Source organism: Candidatus Planktophila versatilis, from assembly GCF_002288105.1.
GTDB lineage: Bacteria > Actinomycetota > Actinomycetes > Nanopelagicales > Nanopelagicaceae > Planktophila > Planktophila versatilis.
In genome coordinates this window covers 58,093-75,714 of the sequence record NZ_CP016774.1, presented here as the reverse complement: position 1 = coordinate 75,714, position 17,622 = coordinate 58,093, and the positions used below count along the sequence as shown (strand labels likewise).

23 protein-coding genes and 1 tRNA gene are annotated in these 17,622 nt (G+C 49.3%); 4 read left to right on the top strand and 20 right to left on the bottom strand.

All coding sequences use genetic code 11. From position 1 onward, the window contains the following. Positions 1-4: 4 nt before the first annotated feature. Positions 5-787, top strand: a complete 783-nt coding sequence (locus tag A1sIA79_RS00375) for an alpha/beta fold hydrolase (RefSeq protein WP_095674282.1) — start codon at positions 5-7, stop codon at positions 785-787. Here A1sIA79_RS00375 and A1sIA79_RS00370 read toward each other — a convergent pair. The 7 genes from A1sIA79_RS00370 to A1sIA79_RS00340 all read right to left on the bottom strand — a co-directional run bounded on the left by A1sIA79_RS00370 (position 768) and on the right by A1sIA79_RS00340 (position 6,252). Beyond that, positions 768-1,286 carry a beta-class carbonic anhydrase gene (locus A1sIA79_RS00370; RefSeq protein ID WP_095674281.1) on the bottom strand — a complete coding sequence of 173 codons (519 nt, stop codon included), beginning with the start codon at positions 1,284-1,286 and terminating at the stop codon, positions 768-770. The genes A1sIA79_RS00375 and A1sIA79_RS00370 overlap by 20 nt on opposite strands. Positions 1,287-1,322: 36 nt before the next feature. After that, positions 1,323-1,397 (bottom strand) — tRNA-Thr (locus A1sIA79_RS00365). 53 nt (positions 1,398-1,450) lie between these two features. Beyond that, a complete protein-coding gene (locus A1sIA79_RS00360) occupies positions 1,451-2,227 on the bottom strand; it encodes an SGNH/GDSL hydrolase family protein (protein ID WP_095674280.1) in 777 nt (258 codons plus the stop codon). A 19-nt stretch (positions 2,228-2,246) separates the two neighbouring features. Continuing rightward, positions 2,247-3,200, bottom strand: coding sequence for a 23S rRNA (guanosine(2251)-2'-O)-methyltransferase RlmB (rlmB, locus tag A1sIA79_RS00355; RefSeq protein ID WP_095674279.1), 954 nt, complete (start codon positions 3,198-3,200; stop codon positions 2,247-2,249). Between the two features lie 2 nt (positions 3,201-3,202). Further along, positions 3,203-4,609, bottom strand: a complete 1,407-nt coding sequence (cysS, locus tag A1sIA79_RS00350) for a cysteine--tRNA ligase (protein ID WP_095674278.1) — start codon at positions 4,607-4,609, stop codon at positions 3,203-3,205. An 18-nt stretch (positions 4,610-4,627) separates the two neighbouring features. Then, the gene (gene ispD, locus A1sIA79_RS00345) at positions 4,628-5,749 is read right to left on the bottom strand and encodes a 2-C-methyl-D-erythritol 4-phosphate cytidylyltransferase (protein ID WP_095674277.1); all 1,122 of its coding nucleotides are present in this window, start codon (positions 5,747-5,749) and stop codon (positions 4,628-4,630) included. A gap of 20 nt (positions 5,750-5,769) precedes the next feature. After that, complete coding sequence (locus A1sIA79_RS00340; RefSeq protein WP_020046318.1) at positions 5,770-6,252, bottom strand: CarD family transcriptional regulator; 483 nt, start codon at positions 6,250-6,252, stop codon at positions 5,770-5,772. 115 nt (positions 6,253-6,367) lie between these two features. On the opposite strand from A1sIA79_RS00340, the gene A1sIA79_RS00335 reads away from it, so the two are divergent. After that, positions 6,368-6,862 (top strand): hypothetical protein, encoded by a 495-nt coding sequence (locus A1sIA79_RS00335; protein WP_095674276.1) that lies wholly within the window; start codon positions 6,368-6,370, stop codon positions 6,860-6,862. Between the two features lies 1 nt (position 6,863). Here A1sIA79_RS00335 and A1sIA79_RS00330 read toward each other — a convergent pair whose 3' ends face one another. From A1sIA79_RS00330 to A1sIA79_RS00290, 10 genes are all read right to left on the bottom strand, one after another. Beyond that, positions 6,864-7,613 (bottom strand): phosphoglyceromutase, encoded by a 750-nt coding sequence (locus A1sIA79_RS00330; RefSeq protein WP_095674275.1) that lies wholly within the window; start codon positions 7,611-7,613, stop codon positions 6,864-6,866. A gap of 31 nt (positions 7,614-7,644) precedes the next feature. Next, a complete protein-coding gene (locus A1sIA79_RS00325; RefSeq protein ID WP_095674274.1) occupies positions 7,645-8,124 on the bottom strand; it encodes a type III secretion system chaperone family protein in 480 nt (159 codons plus the stop codon). After that, the gene (gene mshA / locus A1sIA79_RS00320) at positions 8,125-9,390 is read right to left on the bottom strand and encodes a D-inositol-3-phosphate glycosyltransferase (protein WP_223298354.1); all 1,266 of its coding nucleotides are present in this window, start codon (positions 9,388-9,390) and stop codon (positions 8,125-8,127) included. Positions 9,391-9,409: 19 nt separating this feature from the next. Next, positions 9,410-10,330 carry an asparaginase gene (locus tag A1sIA79_RS00315; RefSeq protein WP_095674272.1) on the bottom strand — a complete coding sequence of 307 codons (921 nt, stop codon included), beginning with the start codon at positions 10,328-10,330 and terminating at the stop codon, positions 9,410-9,412. Further along, the gene (locus A1sIA79_RS00310; protein WP_095674271.1) at positions 10,330-10,830 is read right to left on the bottom strand and encodes a heme-binding beta-barrel domain-containing protein; all 501 of its coding nucleotides are present in this window, start codon (positions 10,828-10,830) and stop codon (positions 10,330-10,332) included. The genes A1sIA79_RS00315 and A1sIA79_RS00310 overlap by 1 nt, the downstream gene beginning before the upstream one ends. Next, positions 10,830-10,964, bottom strand: coding sequence for a hypothetical protein (locus tag A1sIA79_RS06985; protein ID WP_257789615.1), 135 nt, complete (start codon positions 10,962-10,964; stop codon positions 10,830-10,832). The genes A1sIA79_RS00310 and A1sIA79_RS06985 overlap by 1 nt, the downstream gene beginning before the upstream one ends. A 91-nt stretch (positions 10,965-11,055) precedes the next feature. Next, positions 11,056-11,961, bottom strand: coding sequence for a CAF17-like 4Fe-4S cluster assembly/insertion protein YgfZ (gene ygfZ, locus A1sIA79_RS00305; RefSeq protein ID WP_095674270.1), 906 nt, complete (start codon positions 11,959-11,961; stop codon positions 11,056-11,058). A 5-nt stretch (positions 11,962-11,966) separates the two neighbouring features. Then, positions 11,967-12,374, bottom strand: a complete 408-nt coding sequence (locus A1sIA79_RS00300) for a Fur family transcriptional regulator (protein WP_095674269.1) — start codon at positions 12,372-12,374, stop codon at positions 11,967-11,969. Between the two features lie 26 nt (positions 12,375-12,400). Next, on the bottom strand, positions 12,401-12,847 hold the full coding sequence (locus A1sIA79_RS00295; RefSeq protein WP_223298353.1) for a DUF4395 domain-containing protein: 447 nt from the start codon (positions 12,845-12,847) through the stop codon (positions 12,401-12,403). Positions 12,848-12,900: 53 nt separating this feature from the next. Then, a complete protein-coding gene (locus A1sIA79_RS00290) occupies positions 12,901-13,314 on the bottom strand; it encodes a TlpA family protein disulfide reductase (RefSeq protein ID WP_095674268.1) in 414 nt (137 codons plus the stop codon). Positions 13,315-13,331: 17 nt separating this feature from the next. Here A1sIA79_RS00290 and A1sIA79_RS00285 point away from each other — a divergent pair, with 17 nt between their 5' ends. After that, the gene (locus A1sIA79_RS00285; protein WP_095674267.1) at positions 13,332-14,045 is read left to right on the top strand and encodes a winged helix-turn-helix transcriptional regulator; all 714 of its coding nucleotides are present in this window, start codon (positions 13,332-13,334) and stop codon (positions 14,043-14,045) included. 2 nt (positions 14,046-14,047) lie between these two features. Continuing rightward, entirely contained in the window at positions 14,048-14,521 is a 474-nt protein-coding gene (locus A1sIA79_RS00280; protein WP_095674266.1) for a GNAT family N-acetyltransferase, read from the top strand. Here the strand turns inward: A1sIA79_RS00280 and A1sIA79_RS00275 are convergent. Genes A1sIA79_RS00275 through A1sIA79_RS00265 form a run of 3 tightly spaced genes read right to left on the bottom strand, consistent with a single transcriptional unit; the run spans position 14,518 to position 17,568 of the window. Further along, on the bottom strand, positions 14,518-15,879 hold the full coding sequence (locus tag A1sIA79_RS00275) for a transaminase (RefSeq protein WP_095674265.1): 1,362 nt from the start codon (positions 15,877-15,879) through the stop codon (positions 14,518-14,520). The two genes, A1sIA79_RS00280 and A1sIA79_RS00275, sit on opposite strands and share 4 nt — an antisense overlap. A gap of 16 nt (positions 15,880-15,895) precedes the next feature. Beyond that, on the bottom strand, positions 15,896-16,660 hold the full coding sequence (locus A1sIA79_RS00270; protein ID WP_095674264.1) for an aldose epimerase family protein: 765 nt from the start codon (positions 16,658-16,660) through the stop codon (positions 15,896-15,898). Continuing rightward, entirely contained in the window at positions 16,660-17,568 is a 909-nt protein-coding gene (locus A1sIA79_RS00265; RefSeq protein WP_095674263.1) for a carbohydrate kinase family protein, read from the bottom strand. Before A1sIA79_RS00265 ends, A1sIA79_RS00270 begins: the two co-directional genes overlap by 1 nt. Between the last annotated feature and the right edge of the window lie 54 nt (positions 17,569-17,622).

Genomic DNA, 17,622 nt, shown 5'->3' with positions numbered 1-17,622 from the left:
TGTTATGTTAGAAAAATATCTCGAGGTAGCAGGACATCAGCTCTACTGCTATGAATGGGATAACAATGGCGAAGCTGTTGTGTTACTACATGGGGGCTTAAGCCAGACTTCCCATTGGGATGCCCAAGTGCTTCCTGCTATTGAAGAACAATTTCATCCCTTTGCCTATGATCGCACCGCACATGGCTTCACCGGAGATCGCACTGGAAGTTTGCACTTTGATTATCAAGTAACAGAGCTGATTGCATACCTAGAAAGTGTTGTGAAAGAGCCAGCGCACCTCATTGGTTATAGCGATGGTGGAAATATTGCCCTGCTTGCAGCAATGAAGCGCCCGGAACTCGTGCGATCAGTGGTGACACTGGGAGCAAATTTCCATCACAGCGGAACGCTGCCGCTACCTGAATTCGATGGCGTTATCTCGCCAGAAGATCAAGAGGAGTACAACCGCACCTCACCCGATGCACCCGATACCTTGGCTGAAAAAATCGTGCGAATGATAAAAATCTGGAAATCAGAGCCAACACTGACCACCAAAGATTTGGCCACAATCCAATGCCCAGTACTTGTTATGGCCGGTGATGATGATGTCATCGCACATAGCCACACCATCGAACTCTTTGAAAGTATTCCACTAGGCCAACTTGCAGTAGTGCCGGGAACTTCCCATGGATTTGTAAAAGAAAAGCCCGCCATCACGCAGGTATTAATTCAGGATTTCCTAGAAGATTTGAGCTATCCAGTTACCAAGATGCCGATCCGCCGTGCTAACCCTCGTATGGAGTAATTTTTCCAGTCTTGACATCATAAATTGCGCCCGCAACAACAACGCCATCACGCAGCAGTGGGTAGGAACGCACCCGATTGATATCTGATGCCAGTGCACCTAATTGATCTGAAGTAGTTTTAAATTCCAGGCTCGATGTATTCACACCATACTTATCATCAATGAGTTTGTGAATTGCCGCTTCATCACCACGCGCCATGGCGCAGTCAGTATGTGGCATCACCAAAATGCGATTGACGTTAAGTAGGTAGGTAGCAAGAACCAAAGTACGTAGAACGTCTTCGGTCACGCGAGCTCCTGCATTACGAAGAATCTTGGCGTCCCCTGAATTCATTCCCACTACTGAAAGTGGATTAATGCGTGAATCCATACAGGTCACAATCGCAAGGCCCTTAGCGGCAGAGCCGGAGAGCCCGGAATACTTAAAGGTTTTCTGATATTCGGTATTTGCAGCGATGAGATCATCAAATGATTCATGGGAAAATGAGTTATCTGACATGTGGACTCCTTCCATGATGCGTTGGAGTAATTGATTTGGAGCCCCCCATCCGGATTGAACGGATGACCTGCTCATTACAAGTGAGCTGCTCTACCACTGAGCTAGGGAGGCGAAGTGCGAGCGTAATTATGGCACCCAGCGCCCAATTCTAAAAATCGTGGCCTTTACCTCGGCCAGGAGAGCGGTAATGGGTATTTGGCACTTCTTCCATCACCTGATGACTTACCCCGTAAACGACGATAAATCCAGGGCAGCGCAAAAACAATAAACCAGGCAACAGTGATGCCCCTTTGCACAATCCACGGAACTTTCTTCGCTGGTGGCAACGGTGTTCTCCATCCAGGATTAAATGGCAAGCCAATTTTTTCTAATACCGCTTGCGCACATCGATAGTGACCTTCCGAATTTAAGTGAAGGCGATCAAATGCTAAAAATCTTCGATCACTTAAGAAATTCTCTTCATTGGCATCAACCACAATCGCGCCAACTTCTAGCCCCACCGCTCGCACACCTTTATTAAATGCCGAAAAGCGGCGCTCCCAAATCTCGGCGCCTCGCCCCTGGTTGCCAGTTTTTTCAAGGACGGTAAAGAGCATTACTTGCGCGCCACTTCGCGCAAGTGATCGGACCGCATCTTGATAGAGCGCGATGGCAACATCTGCCTGATATCCCGGGCGCAGCGCATCATTAGCACCGGCGTGAAATGAGATAAGAGTGTCACGACCTGTGACAAATGAGAGTGCGACCGGAACTTGGTCTTGCACAACTTGTCCCAGCAATTTTCCACGCACAGCTAAATTCACATAGGTGAAATCAGGGCGGGCTTTGGCCATCTCATCTGCAGCACGATCTGCCCATCCGCGATACTGACCATCGATGATTTCATCGCTCATGCCTTCAGAGTAAGAATCTCCACAGACGATGAAACGTTGATATATCACTGCGAATTAACCTAAGTAATTAACCTTTACGCCGTGCTTCATCGACGGCATAGAGCGCGATAGATGTTGCAACGGAAGCGTTTAAGGATTCAGTACTTGCACTGATGGGAATAGAGACAACTAGGTCACACTTCTCGCGAGTTAAACGTGCCAGCCCCTTACCTTCAGAGCCCACAATCACCATCAAATTCTCAGTTGCCACCTTCATCTCAGCGATAGATACATCGGATTCGCCATCAAGGCCGACCACAAAACAGCCTAGTTTCTTTGCTTCATCGATGGTGCGAGCAAGGTTTGTTACTTGTGCAATGGGTAAGCGTGCAGCTGCTCCAGCTGATGATTTCCACGCAGATGCGGTCATGCCGGCAGCGCGTCGTTCAGTCATCAAAACACCAGATGCGCCAAAGGCTGCGGCGCTTCTCACAATTGCGCCCAAGTTACGTGGATCTGTCACACCATCTAGGGCAACAAGTAACATCGGGTTCTTTGCTCGCTGTGTGATTTCTTCAAAAGATGAATATTGAAAAGGCTTAATCGAAAGAATAATTCCTTGGCTATTTGGAGAAATTCCTTCCACCTCGGCGCGATGTGCCTCGCGAATAGATAGTCCATGGTTAAGTGCAATCTGCAGTGATTCCGCAACACGATCATCGACATCGATACTGCGTGCCACAAGTAACTCAGTTGCTGGCACAGATTCGCGCAGCGCTTCTAATACCGCGTTGCGTCCGGCCACAATCTCACCACGAGGTGCATCACCTTTTGAAAACTTGCGCCCAGCTGCTGCTGGCTTCTTTGCCGCAGTTTTTTCAGCCGCCTTCTTTCGCTTCGCTGCTGCGTGATAGGGACGATCTTCCGCCTTCGGTGTTGGCCCCTTACCTTCAAGACGTCGCTTGTTATTTCCACCAGTTCCAGCCGATGGTCCTTTTTTACTCTTTCGCACTGCTCCACGTGGTTTTGCATTACCGGCCATTGCTAGTTACTTCCATTTCCAGTAATCGACCAACGTGGTCCTTGAGCTGTATCTTCAATAGTAATTCCCAGCACTGCTAAGCCATCACGAATCTGATCGGATGCTGCAAAATCTTTTCGCTCACGCGCAGCTGTGCGCTGGGCCAGTGCTAATTGAATAACACCATCGAGTGCTGCGCCAATATCTTCAACGGCGGTGCTAGATGCGAAGGCGGGATCAAAGGGATCACAGCCAAGTATTTCTAACGCTCCGCGAATCTCATTGGCGCTATTTTCAATGGTGGCGGTATCGCCTGCAGTAATTGCGCTATTTCCTGCGCGCAGCGCCTCTGAAATTGAGGCAAGAGCTGTTGGCACAGCTAAATCATCATTCATGGCATCGGTAAAGACCTGGCTGATAGTAGGTACCGGCTCTGAGCCTAAAATCTCAACAGAGCGATTAAGGAAGCCTTCAATACGACGGAAAGCGGTGGCAGATTCAGCCAAAGCTTCATGTGAAAACTCAAGCATGGAGCGGTAATGAGCAGAACCTAAATACCAACGCAGTTCAATTCCGCGCACGCTCTTTAACAATTCATGCACCTGCAATGAATTACCCAGTGATTTCGACATCTTCTCACCGGAGGCAGTGACCCAGGCGTTATGTAACCAGCGCTTAGCAAAGCCGTATCCCGCAGCTTCAGATTGTGCGATTTCATTTTCATGGTGAGGAAAAATCAGATCTAGTCCGCCGCCGTGAATATCAAATGCTTCACCTAGATAAGCATGCGCCATCGCCGAACATTCCAAGTGCCAACCTGGGCGACCAGCACCCCATGGTGTTGGCCATGATGGATCTCCTGGCTTGGCCGCTTTCCATAGTGCAAAATCTCGTGGATCTTTTTTATATGTTTCATCAGCATCGGCTGCCGGCAATAGATCATCAAGCTTCTGACGTGAAAGGGTGAGATAGGAAGAGAGTTTGCGAACCTCTAAATACACATCGCCATTACCTGGGGCATATGCAGCGCCTTTTTCAATCAGTAGCTGCATCAATTCAATCATTTGTGTGACATGTCCGGTAGCACGCGGCTCATATGTGGGTGGCAAGACATTCAGTGCTGCGTAAGCATCAGTAAATGCGCGTTCATATTTCATCGCAACTGCCCACCATGGCGCTTGCTCGTGCACTGCCTTATGCAAAATCTTGTCATCAATATCTGTGACATTACGAATAAATGTGACGTTGTATCCACTTCGCGTTAGCCAGCGGCGCAAGATGTCAAAGTTCACACCAGAGCGCACATGGCCAATATGTGGCGGTGCCTGCACCGTGGCACCACATAAATAGATGCCTACTTCGCCAGCTTTGAGCGGAATGAATTCAGAGGTGGTTCGCGTTAAGGTGTCATATAAAGATAGCGAACTCATTAGGCAATTCTACTTTAACTATGCGCACTTAATAACAAGGGCCGATGCAATTGCAGCAATACCTTTGCCTTCACCGGTAAGGCCCATGCCATCGGTGGTTGTTGCAAGGATTGCTACCTCGGCGCCCCCAAGGGCGGTCGATATCGTTGCAATCGCTTCTGCGCGACGAGCACCGATTCTTGGACGATTTCCAATAATCTGAACCGAAACATGTGAGATTGAAAATCCCGCATTACTAATCAAAAGGTAGGTCTCTTTCAATAACTTGATTCCAGATGCTCCCGCATATTCAGGCCGCGATGTTCCAAAATTACTTCCTAGATCACCGAGACCAGTTGCGGCAAAGAGTGCGTCGCAAATGGCATGTGCTGCAACATCGCCATCAGAGTGCCCCTCAACTCCAACTTCATCAGGCCAATGCAAACCGGCCAGCCAGAGTTCGCGCCCTTGGCCAAATGCATGGGCATCAACTCCCACACCTGAAGAAAATGATTGCGCGCTACCCATAAATTGCAGCGCGGTTGCAAGATCATGTGGTGTTGTGATTTTCAAGGCTCGTTCTTGCCCGTCAATGACGCGCACTTTGTGGCCAGCAGCTGCAACAAGTGCTGCATCGTCTGTGGCATCACTGGCTGTTGCATGGGCGCTCTTAAGAACTGAAAATGTAAAACCTTGTGGGGTCTGCACGCGGCGCAGTGTTGTGCGATCTGGAGTTGATGTTACATAACCGTTGGCATCAATGACTTTGACCGTATCAACTTCTGGTAGTGCTGGAATCACTGCAACATCACCAGCTTTTAGCGCAGCAACAACGCGTGCTGCCAGTTCGCGGCTAGCAAGTGCTCGCGCAGCATCGTGGACTAAGACAAAATCTGCATTTTCAATTGTTGCTAGCGCTAGGCGAACACTTTCTGAACGTGTGGCGCCACCTGTGACAACAGTGATGTCATTACCGACCAGTGCTCGGATTTGATCTTCATATCCAGCTGGAGCGCTGACAACAATCTGATCTGCAACCGATGACAACGCTGAGATGGAATGTTCCAGAAGTGTGCGATCACCGAGTTGAATGAGCGCTTTGGGAATAGATGCACCGAAACGTTCACCGCTACCGGCAGCTGCGATAATTGCGGCGATCATAGCGATGAGTTATTAAAAAATTAAGAAGCGAGAACCTCGTCAAGGAGAGTTGCAGCCTTCTCTTCATCTGTGCGCTCGGCAAGTGCGAGCTCAGAGACGAGAATCTGCTTCGCCTTGGCGAGCATGCGCTTTTCACCAGCAGAGAGACCACGATCGAGATCGCGGCGGTAGAGATCACGCACAACTTCTGCGACCTTAATGACATCTCCTGATGCAAGCTTTTCTAGGTTTGCCTTATAGCGACGTGACCAGTTTGTTGGCTCTTCGGTATATGGCTGACGAAGGACGTTAAATACCCGATCAAGGCCTGCAGAATCGACTACATCGCGCACGCCGACCAGGTCTACATTCTCTGCTGGAACGCGAACGGTGAGGTCACCCTGAGCAACTTTCAAAACTAGGTAGGTCTTCTCTTCGCCCTTGATTACTCGAGTTTCAATCGCCTCGATAAGAGCTGCTCCGTGATGTGGATAAACAACGGTTTCGCCGACCTTGAATGTCATGTATTGCCCTTCGGTAGAGGGTCAATTCTACCAGCCATCACCGACATAGAAAACCCCGGGTTATCGGCGTAAAGCGGCGTGAAATAAGGCTTATTTCACATGAGATAATTTCGCCATGAGCCGAACACATTTCAAGAATATTTCTCTTGCATTCACAGCTGTTGCATTGGCTCTCTCACTCACCGCATGTTCAGGTTCCGGGCCCAACGCTGCAACGCGCCTGGTTAAGAAAGTGACAGACGGTGCTGAGATTATGATCAAAAACGAAGGAAATAACATCTCTGTTACCAACTTACTTCTTGTGGCAACTGAAGATGGCTCAGCCGTTGTTGTCGGAACGATTATTAACTACTCAGAAGAGCGCGATGCACTGCTGGGAATCTCAGTTAATAACGTGGCGGCTGCAATTACAGGTGAACAAAACCTTGATCAGAATAAGCCAGTACGCTTTGAAGGAGACGTTGCAACAACAAAGGCAGTCTTTATCGGCGTTGGAGCAAAAGCTGGCAATAATGTGAAGCTTTCACTGGCATTTGCGCGCGCCGGTGTTGTCACTACCAACGTCATCATTCGCGATAAGCGTGATGATTACGCAAGCGTTACGCCCTAACCTACTTCTTACCCTGATTCGCAACAGCTGTAATAGCAGCTGCGGCTGCCGCTGGATCTAAGTACTCTCCGCCTTTTTTCACTGGGCGCATCTGCTCATCTAGTTCATAGAGCAGTGGGATTCCAGTGGGGATATTAAGTCCGGCAATATCTTCATCGCTAATACCTTCAAGGTGCTTAACCAGCGCACGCAGTGAATTACCGTGGGCGGTAACTAGAACTACTTTGCCCTCCTTTAGATCAGGCACAATTTCTTGTTCCCAATAAGGAACCATCCGCACCACGACATCTTTCAGGCATTCAGTCATGGGCAAATCAGAGCCAAGGCCGGCATAGCGGGCATCTGAATCTTGGGAATACTTCGAGCCTTTTTCAATCAGCGGTGGTGGTGTGTCAAAGGAGCGGCGCCAAAGCGTGAATTGTGCTTCCCCATATTCAGCCAAAGTTTGCGCTTTATCTTTGCCTTGTAGTGCGCCGTAGTGGCGTTCATTGAGGCGCCAGGAACGTTTAACTGGAATCCAGTGGCGATCACAAGCATCGAGTGCCAACTGTGAAGTGTGAATAGCTCTGCGCAAGAGTGAAGTGTGGACAACATCAGGTAAAAGTCCGCGCTCTGCCAATAACTTTCCACCACGCGCAGCTTCTGCTTCACCCTTGGTTGAAAGTCTGACATCGACCCAACCGGTGAAGAGATTCAAGGCATTCCATTCGGATTCGCCATGGCGCAAGAGGATGAGTGTGGAGTGTGACATGTGGCTATCTTCTCATGATGAGAAGAAATAATTAAATGAGATGGGTAAATGCCTCAAGATTTGCCAGTGATTCTCCGCGACTGACTCGCCAAGCCCACTCGCGCCGGATCGCATCTGCAAAGCCAAGTTCGAGCAGTGGGTTAAATGATGAATCTGAATACTGCAGCACTGAACCAATAATGCGATCTATCTCTAACGCGCTCACAGCCGCTAGCGGCAAACGCCCCACCAGGTAGATGTCTCCCAATTCATTAATGGCAAATGCAATGCCATACATCTGGGCATTTTTTGCCATGCACCACTTATGCACCGCATCTTCGTGGGTATCAGGTTTGCGAATCACAAAAGCGTTAATGCTTAAAGAGTGATCACCAATGATCAGCGCGCAATGAGTCTGCAGCTTCTTCTCTCCAGGCAAAGTGACCATGAAGGTCTTTTCATTGCTGCGCTCAAAATCAAGATCATGTGATTCCAGGAAATCTTCAATGACAACAGCTGGGTTCAGGGACATTTAGCCAATGTGCTTCTGTGCATCACGACGAGCAGATAAGACTCGGTCGTAGATATCAAGTGTTCCACGAGATGTGGCATCCCAGCCGAAGTGAGAAGCATGTTCGATCGCCCCCATCGATAAGAGCACGCGACGTTGTGGTTCTTGCAATAGTCGAGCAAAGACAGATGACCAGGCACGTGGATTATGACCATCAACTAATACGCCAGAGATGCCGTCGGCAACTGCTGTGCGAAGGCCGCCAACAGCTGTTGCCACCACAGGTGTGCCACATGCTTGTGCTTCCAGTGCAACTAGACCAAAACTTTCTGAGTAGCTTGGCACGCAGACTAAATCTGCGGCGCGATACCACTGTGGTAAATCTGTGCGTGGAACAGGTGGTGCAAAGCGCACCACATCAGATATTCCAAGCCAGGAAACAAGTTCAGTAAGGCGCTCAACTTCAGATTGGTTAGCACCAGAGGCGCCGCCAATAATGTTGGTAATTAACTTAGGACGCAGGTGCTTAGAGTGTGAAACCATCTCTGCAATTGCGCGAATTAATACTTCAGGTCCCTTATGTGGCTGAATGCGACCCACAAAGGTAATGATGTGAGCATCAGGATCAAGGCCTAGCTCTTTGCGTGCACTGGCGCGACCAGCACCTGGTGTAAAGACTTTCAGGTTCACTCCTGGGCTTACCACCGAGACATTGTCAGGACATGCTTCATAGAGTGAAACAAGGGATGCTGCTTCGGCATCGGTATTTGCAACCAGGGCATCGGCTGCTGCCACCACTTGGGTCTCACCCTGCACGCGAATCATTGGCTCTGGGCTTTCTCCTTCAGCCAAATTCAAATTCTTCACTCGCGCCATGGTGTGCATGGTGTGAATCAAGGGAATATCAAGTTCTTTCGCAACCGGCATCGCAACCTTGCCGCTGATCCAATAGTGGGAATGAATCACATCATAAGTCTCTGCTTGCAAGGCCTGCTTAAAGGCAACCGAGAGTTCAGGAATGTAACTAGGTAACTGCTCTTTAGTAACACCAGAGACTGGGGCCACATTAAGTTGGATAACTCTCACACCCGGTGCAACATCAACAATATCTGCAACCTGGTTATTTGTTCTGCGAGTAAAAATATCTACTGCAACTCCCATAGCAGCCATATTCTGCGCTGCTTCAACCACATAGATATTCATTCCGCCGGCATCGCCCGTACCCGCTTGATCAAGCGGGGATGTGTGCACCATCAAGGTGGCAACACGGCGATTGGTTCGGTTCACCCCTTAAGGGTACGCGCCATTAAAAGGTTGCGCGAATGGTGCCGATAACAGTGTTTCCACCCAGCACGTTTTCGACTTCATAGGGGCTATCAATACCTAACTTCGCAAGGCCCGCATGAACTAAGACTCTAAAGGGGCGCAGTGAACCATCTGAGACTTTAAATACAAGTGTGCGGCCATCAGTCATCGTTGCAACTTCAACAGCCTCTGCCCCATCTTTCATGTAAAGACCCGGAACAGCGCTAATCATCTGTGTTGTCAGCCGCCCCACACCTGCCACCATCTCAGGAAAAGCACGTGATGCTTCCATCACAGATTGATGAGCACTAACTGTTGAGATAGTAATTGCTCTCATCGCTCGTGCTAAACCAGCAACGGAGAGTAAGAACAATGGCGCCCCGCAACCATCTGTTGATGTCAGTGTGATCTTCTCACCAGCCAGCGTTGCTAGCTCACTCTTAATGGCAACCTGCAACGGGTGGGCGGCATCCAAGTAACTATCAGTTGGCCAATTATTGGTAACACAGGTTAATAACATGGCGGCATGCTTGCCACTGCAGTTCATGGCAATACGTGTGGCAGGTGCGTCTCCCCATGCCCGGCGCTCTGCTTCACCCAATGGTTTATCAAGTGCGCATTGCAACGCACTCTCATCAAGCTTTGCTAGCGCCAATATCTCTCTCACAGCTGCAATATGTGCACCCGAACCAGAGTGACTTGATGCACCCAGTGCTAACAACCGTGGTTCAAGCTTCAGACCTGCACGCACCATCGCTGCACCTTGAATACATTTAACGGTTGAGCGTGGAAAAATCAGATGGCTGGGATCGCCTAAAGAGAAATTAACGGAACCATCGGCGTTCAGTGCGAGTAAATGCCCACGGTGTTCTGATTCAACAACACCGTCTCGCACATACTGCGCCAGTACTGCATCAGACATTAATCGACCTGGCGCTCAAGGGTGGACCAGATATGTGCCTGCAACTCTTGACCTTCTGCTGCCATGTCATAGGCATAGAAAAGTTCGCCAGCAACAAGGCCGTAAAGGCGCACACCCGCTGTCACAATCTTTGCCGAAGGCGCTGAATACCCTTGATCCATCACTAACTGAATCTTGGGACCATCAAACTGTCCGACCCAGCCTTCAGAGATTCCAGTGTTATGTGAAATAACAACTTCTAAAACGTTTTTTTCTTTCACGCGCCAGAAACCAACTTCAGATGCACCAGGGCGAATGATTTCTCCTTCAGCATCGATGATCCAGGAACGTGAGAAGTAATTCAGAAATGGACGCCCATCGTGGTTAAAGGTGACTTCTTGAGCAAATTCAAAGGTGGGAATAGTTGGGTATTCACCGCGACCTTTACCGCGCCAAGTGCCGACCATCCAAGCAAGTGGATTGAGATCAGGATGTAAACCTTCTGGGATCGTGAAGGCCATTAGAGCCTGCCTCTCTTATATGTGCGTCCATCGCGAGCTTGAGATTGTCTGCGCCCTTTGACGCCATAAACAACGAGTCCTACGCCAACTACAAGTGCGACCAGTGCCAGCACCACAGTTGTGAAGGACTCCATGGGCTAAGAGTAACTCTTAAAGCTTGCGCACCGCCCACATGATTGCAAGGCAAGCCAGGGCAACAATAAAAAGCTGACCAAGAAATTTCACTTATGCCTCAACGATGATCTGCTGTGAAGCGGCCACGCCTTCTACCGTTAATTCTGCATCAACCGGGGTATTTCGCTTCACGATGGCAAGTGCAATGGGCCCGAGTTCAAAGTGTCGAGCAACGGTGCCCAAAAAGCCCACCTGTACTTCTCCGTTCATGACCGGTGTTCCAGTTGGCGGCATGACAACTGCGTGACCATCAAGATGCAACATCACTAAACGACGTGGTGGTTTTCCTAAGTTATATACCTTGGCAACTGTCTCTTGTCCGCGATAGCAACCCTTATTCATATGCACGGCACCATGGATGAAGCCAAGTTCATTAGGTATTGCCTTTGCATCAGTATCAATTCCGTGACGAGGACGCCCGGCTGCAACGCGCTCAGCATCAAGTGCCCACGTACCCACCTGTGTTGCATGTGCGCCAAATGCTTTTTTCATATCTTCAAGTTCTGCGCGTGGCACAAGTGCAAAAGGTCCACCCACTTCATTTGCGGCGCCCGGTGCTCGTAATACTGCAAACTCACCTGATGCATCGCGAACTTCGACTTTGAGCATAAAGCGCATCTTGTTCAGGTATGCAATCAAACCTTGGGCAAAGTGTGGATCAAGGACGATAAATGTTGTCGTTGCATCATCGACTAGTGCGAATTGATATTCCACATGTCCTTGCGGATCTAAAATCAGCGCTGATGTCCAGATTCCAACACCAAACTCAAGTAAATGCTGTGTTGTTAAATCATGGAGCCATTTCAGGCGGTCTTCACCTGTCACTGCAACCACAGCTAAATGCGAGAGGTCTGCCCATGCGGCGCCCGCTAGAAGTGCGCGTTGTTCTTTATTAGGTTCACCGAAATGCCAAATCGCACCCTTATCGGGGCCATCTTCGACAAATACGGCAGTCATTGCTCTTACTTAACACAGGTGGCACATGTGCCATAGATGGCAAAGTGTGTGACATCAGTTTTAAAACCAAAGTCATCAGAAAGATTCTGCACAAAGTTAGCTGCCACATCGATTGGTGCATCGCCCACAGATCCGCAGGTGCCACAGACAAGGTGTAAATGGGTGAGCTCTGCTGCCGCGTGATAGGTAGCACCACCGTGGCCAAGGTGGGTGTGCTGCACAAGTCCTACATTTTCTAGTGTTTCTAGGTTGCGATAAACAGTAGATAAATTAATTCCAGGATGTGTCTGGCGTACTTTTTCCGCTACCTCTTCCGGGGTTGCATGGCCAAGTGCGCGCACAGCAGCGAGAACAAGTTCACGCTGTGGTGTCAGACGTAAACCTTTTTCATGGAGCTCATGCTTATCAGCCATGACTGAAGTCTACTTTCTTTTTCCTATTACTTGGAAGTGAAGCGGACTATCAGCAGGTACATCTCGCAGCCAAGGCAGTAATTAAAGGCGGCATTAAGAATGGCAGCAGCAAGGGCTGCGCCCACTGCGATAGTAAAGACCAGATCGGCACCGGCAAATGCTGCGATGCCGGCAATAAGTGCGAATACAAAACCAACGGCTTGGGCAAACTTGGGTGGGCGTACATCTTCAGTTGGTGCCACACCATTCAGACGTGGCTTGATCACGTTCTTAAAGATCAGACCATAAGGGGTGAACTGTGGGCCTTTGACTGCGCCAATCAGAAAGACAAGACCTTGCGCAACTATGACCCACTTGTTCTGGGTAACCAGTGCGATGGCAAGAACAATTGTTGTAATCGTTGCACCAAAACGGGGACCACGTGCATCGATATAGATCTTTGCAACTTCTTTGTTATCTAATACTTCAGACATGAGTGAAGATTAGGCAATCACCTAACAAAAGACCACTTGCGAATAATTCGCGGTTAGGCGATGTTGGCAAGGGCGGCCAAGACTTGATCGCGCTTGGGTGTGCCAGCTGCCCGACCCACTTCAATGCCTTGGCTATTGATGAACAGTGTTGTGGGAGTTGAACGAATATCTAATTCCCGCACTAGTTCTAGGTGGGATTCGGCATCGACTTGAATGTGTTTCACATCGCTCATGCTCTCCACCATTTGTGCGAGAAGTGAGTGTGTGGCCCGGCACGGTGTGCAGAAAGCTGATGAGAACTGCACCATGGTGGCGCGAGCGCCCAGTGCCTCACCCAAGATCTGCGCATTCAAGCGATGGCCAGGAACCGCCTTCTTGGTACGGATTGCTCCCTGGTTGGCCTTCCACCAGAAGCCATAGGCCGTTGAGAGGGCTATGACAATCGCGAGTGGAAGATAGGTTTTCACAAGAGTATTCTCACACAATGGCCAAGGTGTTGCTACTGACAAATTCGCATGCAGCAAGTGCTGACGTGCTGCCAGCACTTGCCCTCTTGCAACACACTTGCAAGGTGGCACCCCTTGAAGCATCAGTTCTGATTGATACACCGGTAATGGATATCGTCTTTATTGATGCCCGTCGTGATTTTCCAGCAGCTAAATCACTCACACGTTTACTTGCCACAACAGGTGTAGGCGCTCCGATCATTGCAATTACTACTGAAGGTGGACTATCTGCATTTGCTGCAGATTGGGGTTTTACCGATGTCATTCTCGACACTGCCGGCCCAGCTGAAGTAGATGCACGTATTCGTATCGCAGTCGGTGCCCACGCTGCCCACACCCAGGCAAGTGATCCCACCTCATCTGAAATTCGCCAAGGCGACGTTGTCATTGACGAACATTCTTACACTGCAAAAATTAAGGGAACCGCGCTCGATCTGACCTTTAAAGAGTTTGAACTCCTTAAATACCTTGCTCAACATCCTGGTCGGGTATTTTCACGCGCCCAACTTCTGCAAGAGATCTGGGGCTATGACTACTTCGGCGGCACGCGCACGGTAGATGTTCACATCCGTCGCCTTCGCTCAAAGCTTGGTCCAGAGTTTGAATCTGTCATTGGCACCGTGCGCAACGTTGGATACCGCTTCACTGTTCAAAGTGGTGGCAAGGAATCAGCTATCTCTGAGCTTGTGTAGCAATGCGCCGTATTCTTAAACTCCATCGCTCACTAGCAGAACCAGTTACCCCGGTTACACATAACTTTCACATCATCACCTTTGATACCCAACTACACCCCAAGCTCTGGCTAGAGCTAAACAATGAAATCTTTAGCACCCACCCAGACCAAGGTAATTGGGCGATGGCAGATTTAGAGAACCGTATGCATGAGCCTTGGTTTGATCCACATGGTTTCCTCTTATGTGTAAGTGAGGAGAGAATTGTTGGCTTCTGCTGGACAAAGATCCATCAAGATCTCGTCAATAAAGAGCCTATTGGTGAACTTTACGTAATCGGTGTTGACCCTGCACATTCAGGAAAAGGAATTGGCAAAGCCCTGTGCACACAAGGCCTGATCTACTTAAAGAATAAGGGCATCACACAAGGAATGCTCTATGTTGATGAAGATAATGAAGCAGGTAAGGGTCTTTATAAGACCTTAGGGTTTAACTAAGCCTTGACCAGCTCCGCACACATCGCCCTAAAAGCCTCCGTATGACCATCAACATCAGACTCGCTGGTATCAGGACACATCAGCGCCATATTGTGAAAAGGCGTAATCAAATAGCCATCGTTAAGTAAGCGCAGGTGGATGTACTGCTCAAGTTCAAAGTCACCCGATTCAGCTGCCTGCTTACCTGTTATTGGGGCTTTGCCTTTAAAGATGTATTCCCCGCGCGCACCGAGTCGATTGCAATGCCAATCAAGGTCAAACTCTTTAATAGCAGCATCTACTCCATCACACCAACGATTTCCCAGAGCAATCATCTTTTCAAAGTTTGCCGGCGTTAGTACGTCGGTAAGCGTTGCTTTCATCGCAGCCAAAGAAAGTGCGTTACCAGCCAGCGTTCCACCAATTCCACCTAAATCAATAATCTCTAACTCCACCATCTTGGTAATGGCATCTGCAATCTCTTGCGTCATGCCAAATGTTCCAGTGGGGATACCGGCGGCAAGTGCCTTACCGATGGTGAGGAAATCTGGTTTTAAGCCCAAATCTTTTGTCATTCCACCAGGGCCGACTGAGATGGTGTGAGTCTCATCAATAATTAAGTAGGTGCCGTATTTCTTAGCCAAAGTCTGCACGCCCTGCAGATAACCAGCTACTGGCAAAACAATTCCAATATTTGTCATCGCCGGTTCCATCAAGATAGCAGCAACATCACCATGGGCAAGGGCTGCCTCCATGGCAGCTAAATCATTGAATTCAACGACTCGAGTTGTCACATCAAGATCAACCGGTGCACCAATATTTCCTTCGCGCTTTACCGTTAAGCCGGCGCCATCGAGGGTGGCAAATGTTTCATCAACTGAGCCGTGATAACAACGATCAATCACAACTATCTTGCTACGCCCAGTAATCATGCGTGAATAGCGAATCACATGGCGGTTGGCATCGGTGGCAGAGACGGTGAATTGCCAGAGCGGCAGACCAAAGCGATCTTTGAGTAGCTGTGAGACAAGAGCGGCATCTTGCGTTGGCAACATCGCAGTAATGCCTCTTGCCACCTGCTCGCGAATTGCAGCAACTGTGGCATCAGGAGAGTGTCCGGTCATCGAGCCGGTATCACCTAAACAAAAATCAACGTAAGTGTGACCATCAAGGTCGGTAAAGCGCGCACCTTTTGCCTCTTTCACAAAAAGAGGATGCGCACCCGGCCACTTAGCCATCCACGACATGGGAACACCCTCATGCATCACCTTCTTTGAATCTGCAAAGGCAGCCGCTGATTTCTTATGGAGGTCAAGAAAGCGCTGTTCTTCTACTGCGCGCAGCTTCTTTAAGTGTGCTCTATCTATCTGAGTACTCATAGTGATGGAAGTCTATTTAGCCTTCCGAGAAAACAAAGAGCGCTTCAATGTAGTTCTCACCACTTATTCCAAGATTGGCAGCATCAGGGGGCGCCGTCTGTGGCTCAATACAAACTCCATCAGGATCTTCGGTATAAACAACCCACCACGGCGCATCAGATTCAATATCAATACGTGCAAGACCTTCCCACACAACTGCTGGAGTTCCACGAATTTCAGTAAAGGCATCATCCCAAGGCTCAGGTGCCATCGCCACCATCTCATTCATGGGCAGACCATCAGAGCCACGCTTAAGCATCTTCTCTGCATTGAATTCAACTTCTGCTTGCCCACCGCGGTCTAGATCGCGCGCAAACCATGGATGCATACCCAACCAGAACGGAAGATCGCAGCCATTGTCATCGTATTCAAGTGACCAACGAATTGCATCATCGAGAACTTCTATTGTCTGCTCCACCGTTGCACCTTGATATGGCTTTGGTAGATGTAACAAAGAACGACCAGGGCCAATTTCTTGCCAGGAAGAAGTAATTCCAAAACCATGAATCGCATGTGGGGGATCGATATTTGTTGGCAGTTGATGTTCCACACCAGATGCCGAAGTAATCAATCCATCTCGAACTCGCCCCGCCCACGGCGCCATCGGATACCAACCAGAGGTAAGTACGTTCCCGCGAAAAGGAATAGTAAATTCCAGCTCGCGCCATTTGATGGAAGTGATTTTTCCGCCACCATCGAGGTCGATCGCAACTTGAAACTCGGCATCATCAATAAATTGCATTACACACCCTTTAACTCATGCTTATACGGTGGCTGCGCACCTTTACGAGAACAGGTGATGCCAGCGGCAACTGCTGCTCGGTGCAGTGTTGCACGAAGCACGTCACCTGTCAGTGCCAGAATTCCTTTTTCAATCATCGCTTCCACAATGATGGCACCCACGGTATCCCCTGCTCCCACAGTATCTGCCACGGTGATCTTCGCACCTTCCACCTGAACAAAGCCTTCTGATGTGAAACCAACAATTCCTTGTGAGCCACGAGTAACTACAACGAGTGCTGCGCCATCGTTGATCCAGCACGCAGCCACATCGGCGTAGTTCTGCCCCGGATAAAGCCAAGCCAGATCGTCATCGCTTACTTTAATGACAGATGAAATTGCGGCCCACTTTTCAACAGCTGCTTCATAGAGATCGCGATCAGCTAAGACTGCTGGGCGAATATTGGGATCAAAGACAATCGGTGCAAATTCTGCAACGCGTAGCGCCCAGTCGTAGAGCACATCAGCACCTGGCGCAATAACTGTGGCCAGCGTGCCGATATGCAACACATTGGGCTTATAGCGCGAAGCATCAGGTAACCAATCGAGTGAGAAATCAAAGGTGGCTGTTCCAGCAATCTTAAATTCATAAGAAGCACTGCCATTTCTATCAAGTGAAACGATTGCTAAACATGTTGGTTTATCACTCGTGAGTGCTAAATCTAACTTCACTTCATCTTCAAGTAACTCTTTGCGCGCAGCTACTCCATCAACATCAGTTGAAATACCAGCAATGAACTGCACATCCTGGCCAAGTCGCGCCAAAGTTTTGGCGGTATTTGCCGGCCCACCACCTACATGTCCAACTCTCACGCCATCGGCGCCCGGAATGAGATCAATAAGTACTTCGCCACAGACCCAAATGGTCATCGCTGCCCACCCGTTCGCTTGGCCACGGGGCTATCTTGCCGTAAAGCTGAGCTA

What these genes read in the sequence shown, in the direction of transcription:
- A1sIA79_RS00375 (WP_095674282.1), top strand. Translation starts at nt 5, where the DNA reads ATGTTAGAAAAATATCTCGAGGTAGCAGGACATCAGCTCTACTGCTAT.
- A1sIA79_RS00370 (WP_095674281.1), bottom strand. Translation starts at nt 1,286, where the DNA reads ATGTCAGATAACTCATTTTCCCATGAATCATTTGATGATCTCATCGCT.
- rlmB (WP_095674279.1), bottom strand. Translation starts at nt 3,200, where the DNA reads ATGGCCGGTAATGCAAAACCACGTGGAGCAGTGCGAAAGAGTAAAAAA.
- cysS (WP_095674278.1), bottom strand. Translation starts at nt 4,609, where the DNA reads ATGAGTTCGCTATCTTTATATGACACCTTAACGCGAACCACCTCTGAA.
- ispD (WP_095674277.1), bottom strand. Translation starts at nt 5,749, where the DNA reads ATGATCGCCGCAATTATCGCAGCTGCCGGTAGCGGTGAACGTTTCGGT.
- A1sIA79_RS00340 (WP_020046318.1), bottom strand. Translation starts at nt 6,252, where the DNA reads ATGACATTCAAGGTCGGCGAAACCGTTGTTTATCCACATCACGGAGCA.
- A1sIA79_RS00335 (WP_095674276.1), top strand. Translation starts at nt 6,368, where the DNA reads ATGAGCCGAACACATTTCAAGAATATTTCTCTTGCATTCACAGCTGTT.
- A1sIA79_RS00330 (WP_095674275.1), bottom strand. Translation starts at nt 7,613, where the DNA reads ATGTCACACTCCACACTCATCCTCTTGCGCCATGGCGAATCCGAATGG.
- A1sIA79_RS00325 (WP_095674274.1), bottom strand. Translation starts at nt 8,124, where the DNA reads ATGTCCCTGAACCCAGCTGTTGTCATTGAAGATTTCCTGGAATCACAT.
- A1sIA79_RS00315 (WP_095674272.1), bottom strand. Translation starts at nt 10,330, where the DNA reads ATGTCTGATGCAGTACTGGCGCAGTATGTGCGAGACGGTGTTGTTGAA.
- A1sIA79_RS00310 (WP_095674271.1), bottom strand. Translation starts at nt 10,830, where the DNA reads ATGGCCTTCACGATCCCAGAAGGTTTACATCCTGATCTCAATCCACTT.
- A1sIA79_RS06985 (WP_257789615.1), bottom strand. Translation starts at nt 10,964, where the DNA reads ATGGAGTCCTTCACAACTGTGGTGCTGGCACTGGTCGCACTTGTAGTT.
- ygfZ (WP_095674270.1), bottom strand. Translation starts at nt 11,961, where the DNA reads ATGACTGCCGTATTTGTCGAAGATGGCCCCGATAAGGGTGCGATTTGG.
- A1sIA79_RS00300 (WP_095674269.1), bottom strand. Translation starts at nt 12,374, where the DNA reads ATGGCTGATAAGCATGAGCTCCATGAAAAAGGTTTACGTCTGACACCA.
- A1sIA79_RS00295 (WP_223298353.1), bottom strand. Translation starts at nt 12,847, where the DNA reads ATGTCTGAAGTATTAGATAACAAAGAAGTTGCAAAGATCTATATCGAT.
- A1sIA79_RS00285 (WP_095674267.1), top strand. Translation starts at nt 13,332, where the DNA reads ATGGCCAAGGTGTTGCTACTGACAAATTCGCATGCAGCAAGTGCTGAC.
- A1sIA79_RS00280 (WP_095674266.1), top strand. Translation starts at nt 14,048, where the DNA reads ATGCGCCGTATTCTTAAACTCCATCGCTCACTAGCAGAACCAGTTACC.
- A1sIA79_RS00275 (WP_095674265.1), bottom strand. Translation starts at nt 15,879, where the DNA reads ATGAGTACTCAGATAGATAGAGCACACTTAAAGAAGCTGCGCGCAGTA.
- A1sIA79_RS00270 (WP_095674264.1), bottom strand. Translation starts at nt 16,660, where the DNA reads ATGCAATTTATTGATGATGCCGAGTTTCAAGTTGCGATCGACCTCGAT.
- A1sIA79_RS00265 (WP_095674263.1), bottom strand. Translation starts at nt 17,568, where the DNA reads ATGACCATTTGGGTCTGTGGCGAAGTACTTATTGATCTCATTCCGGGC.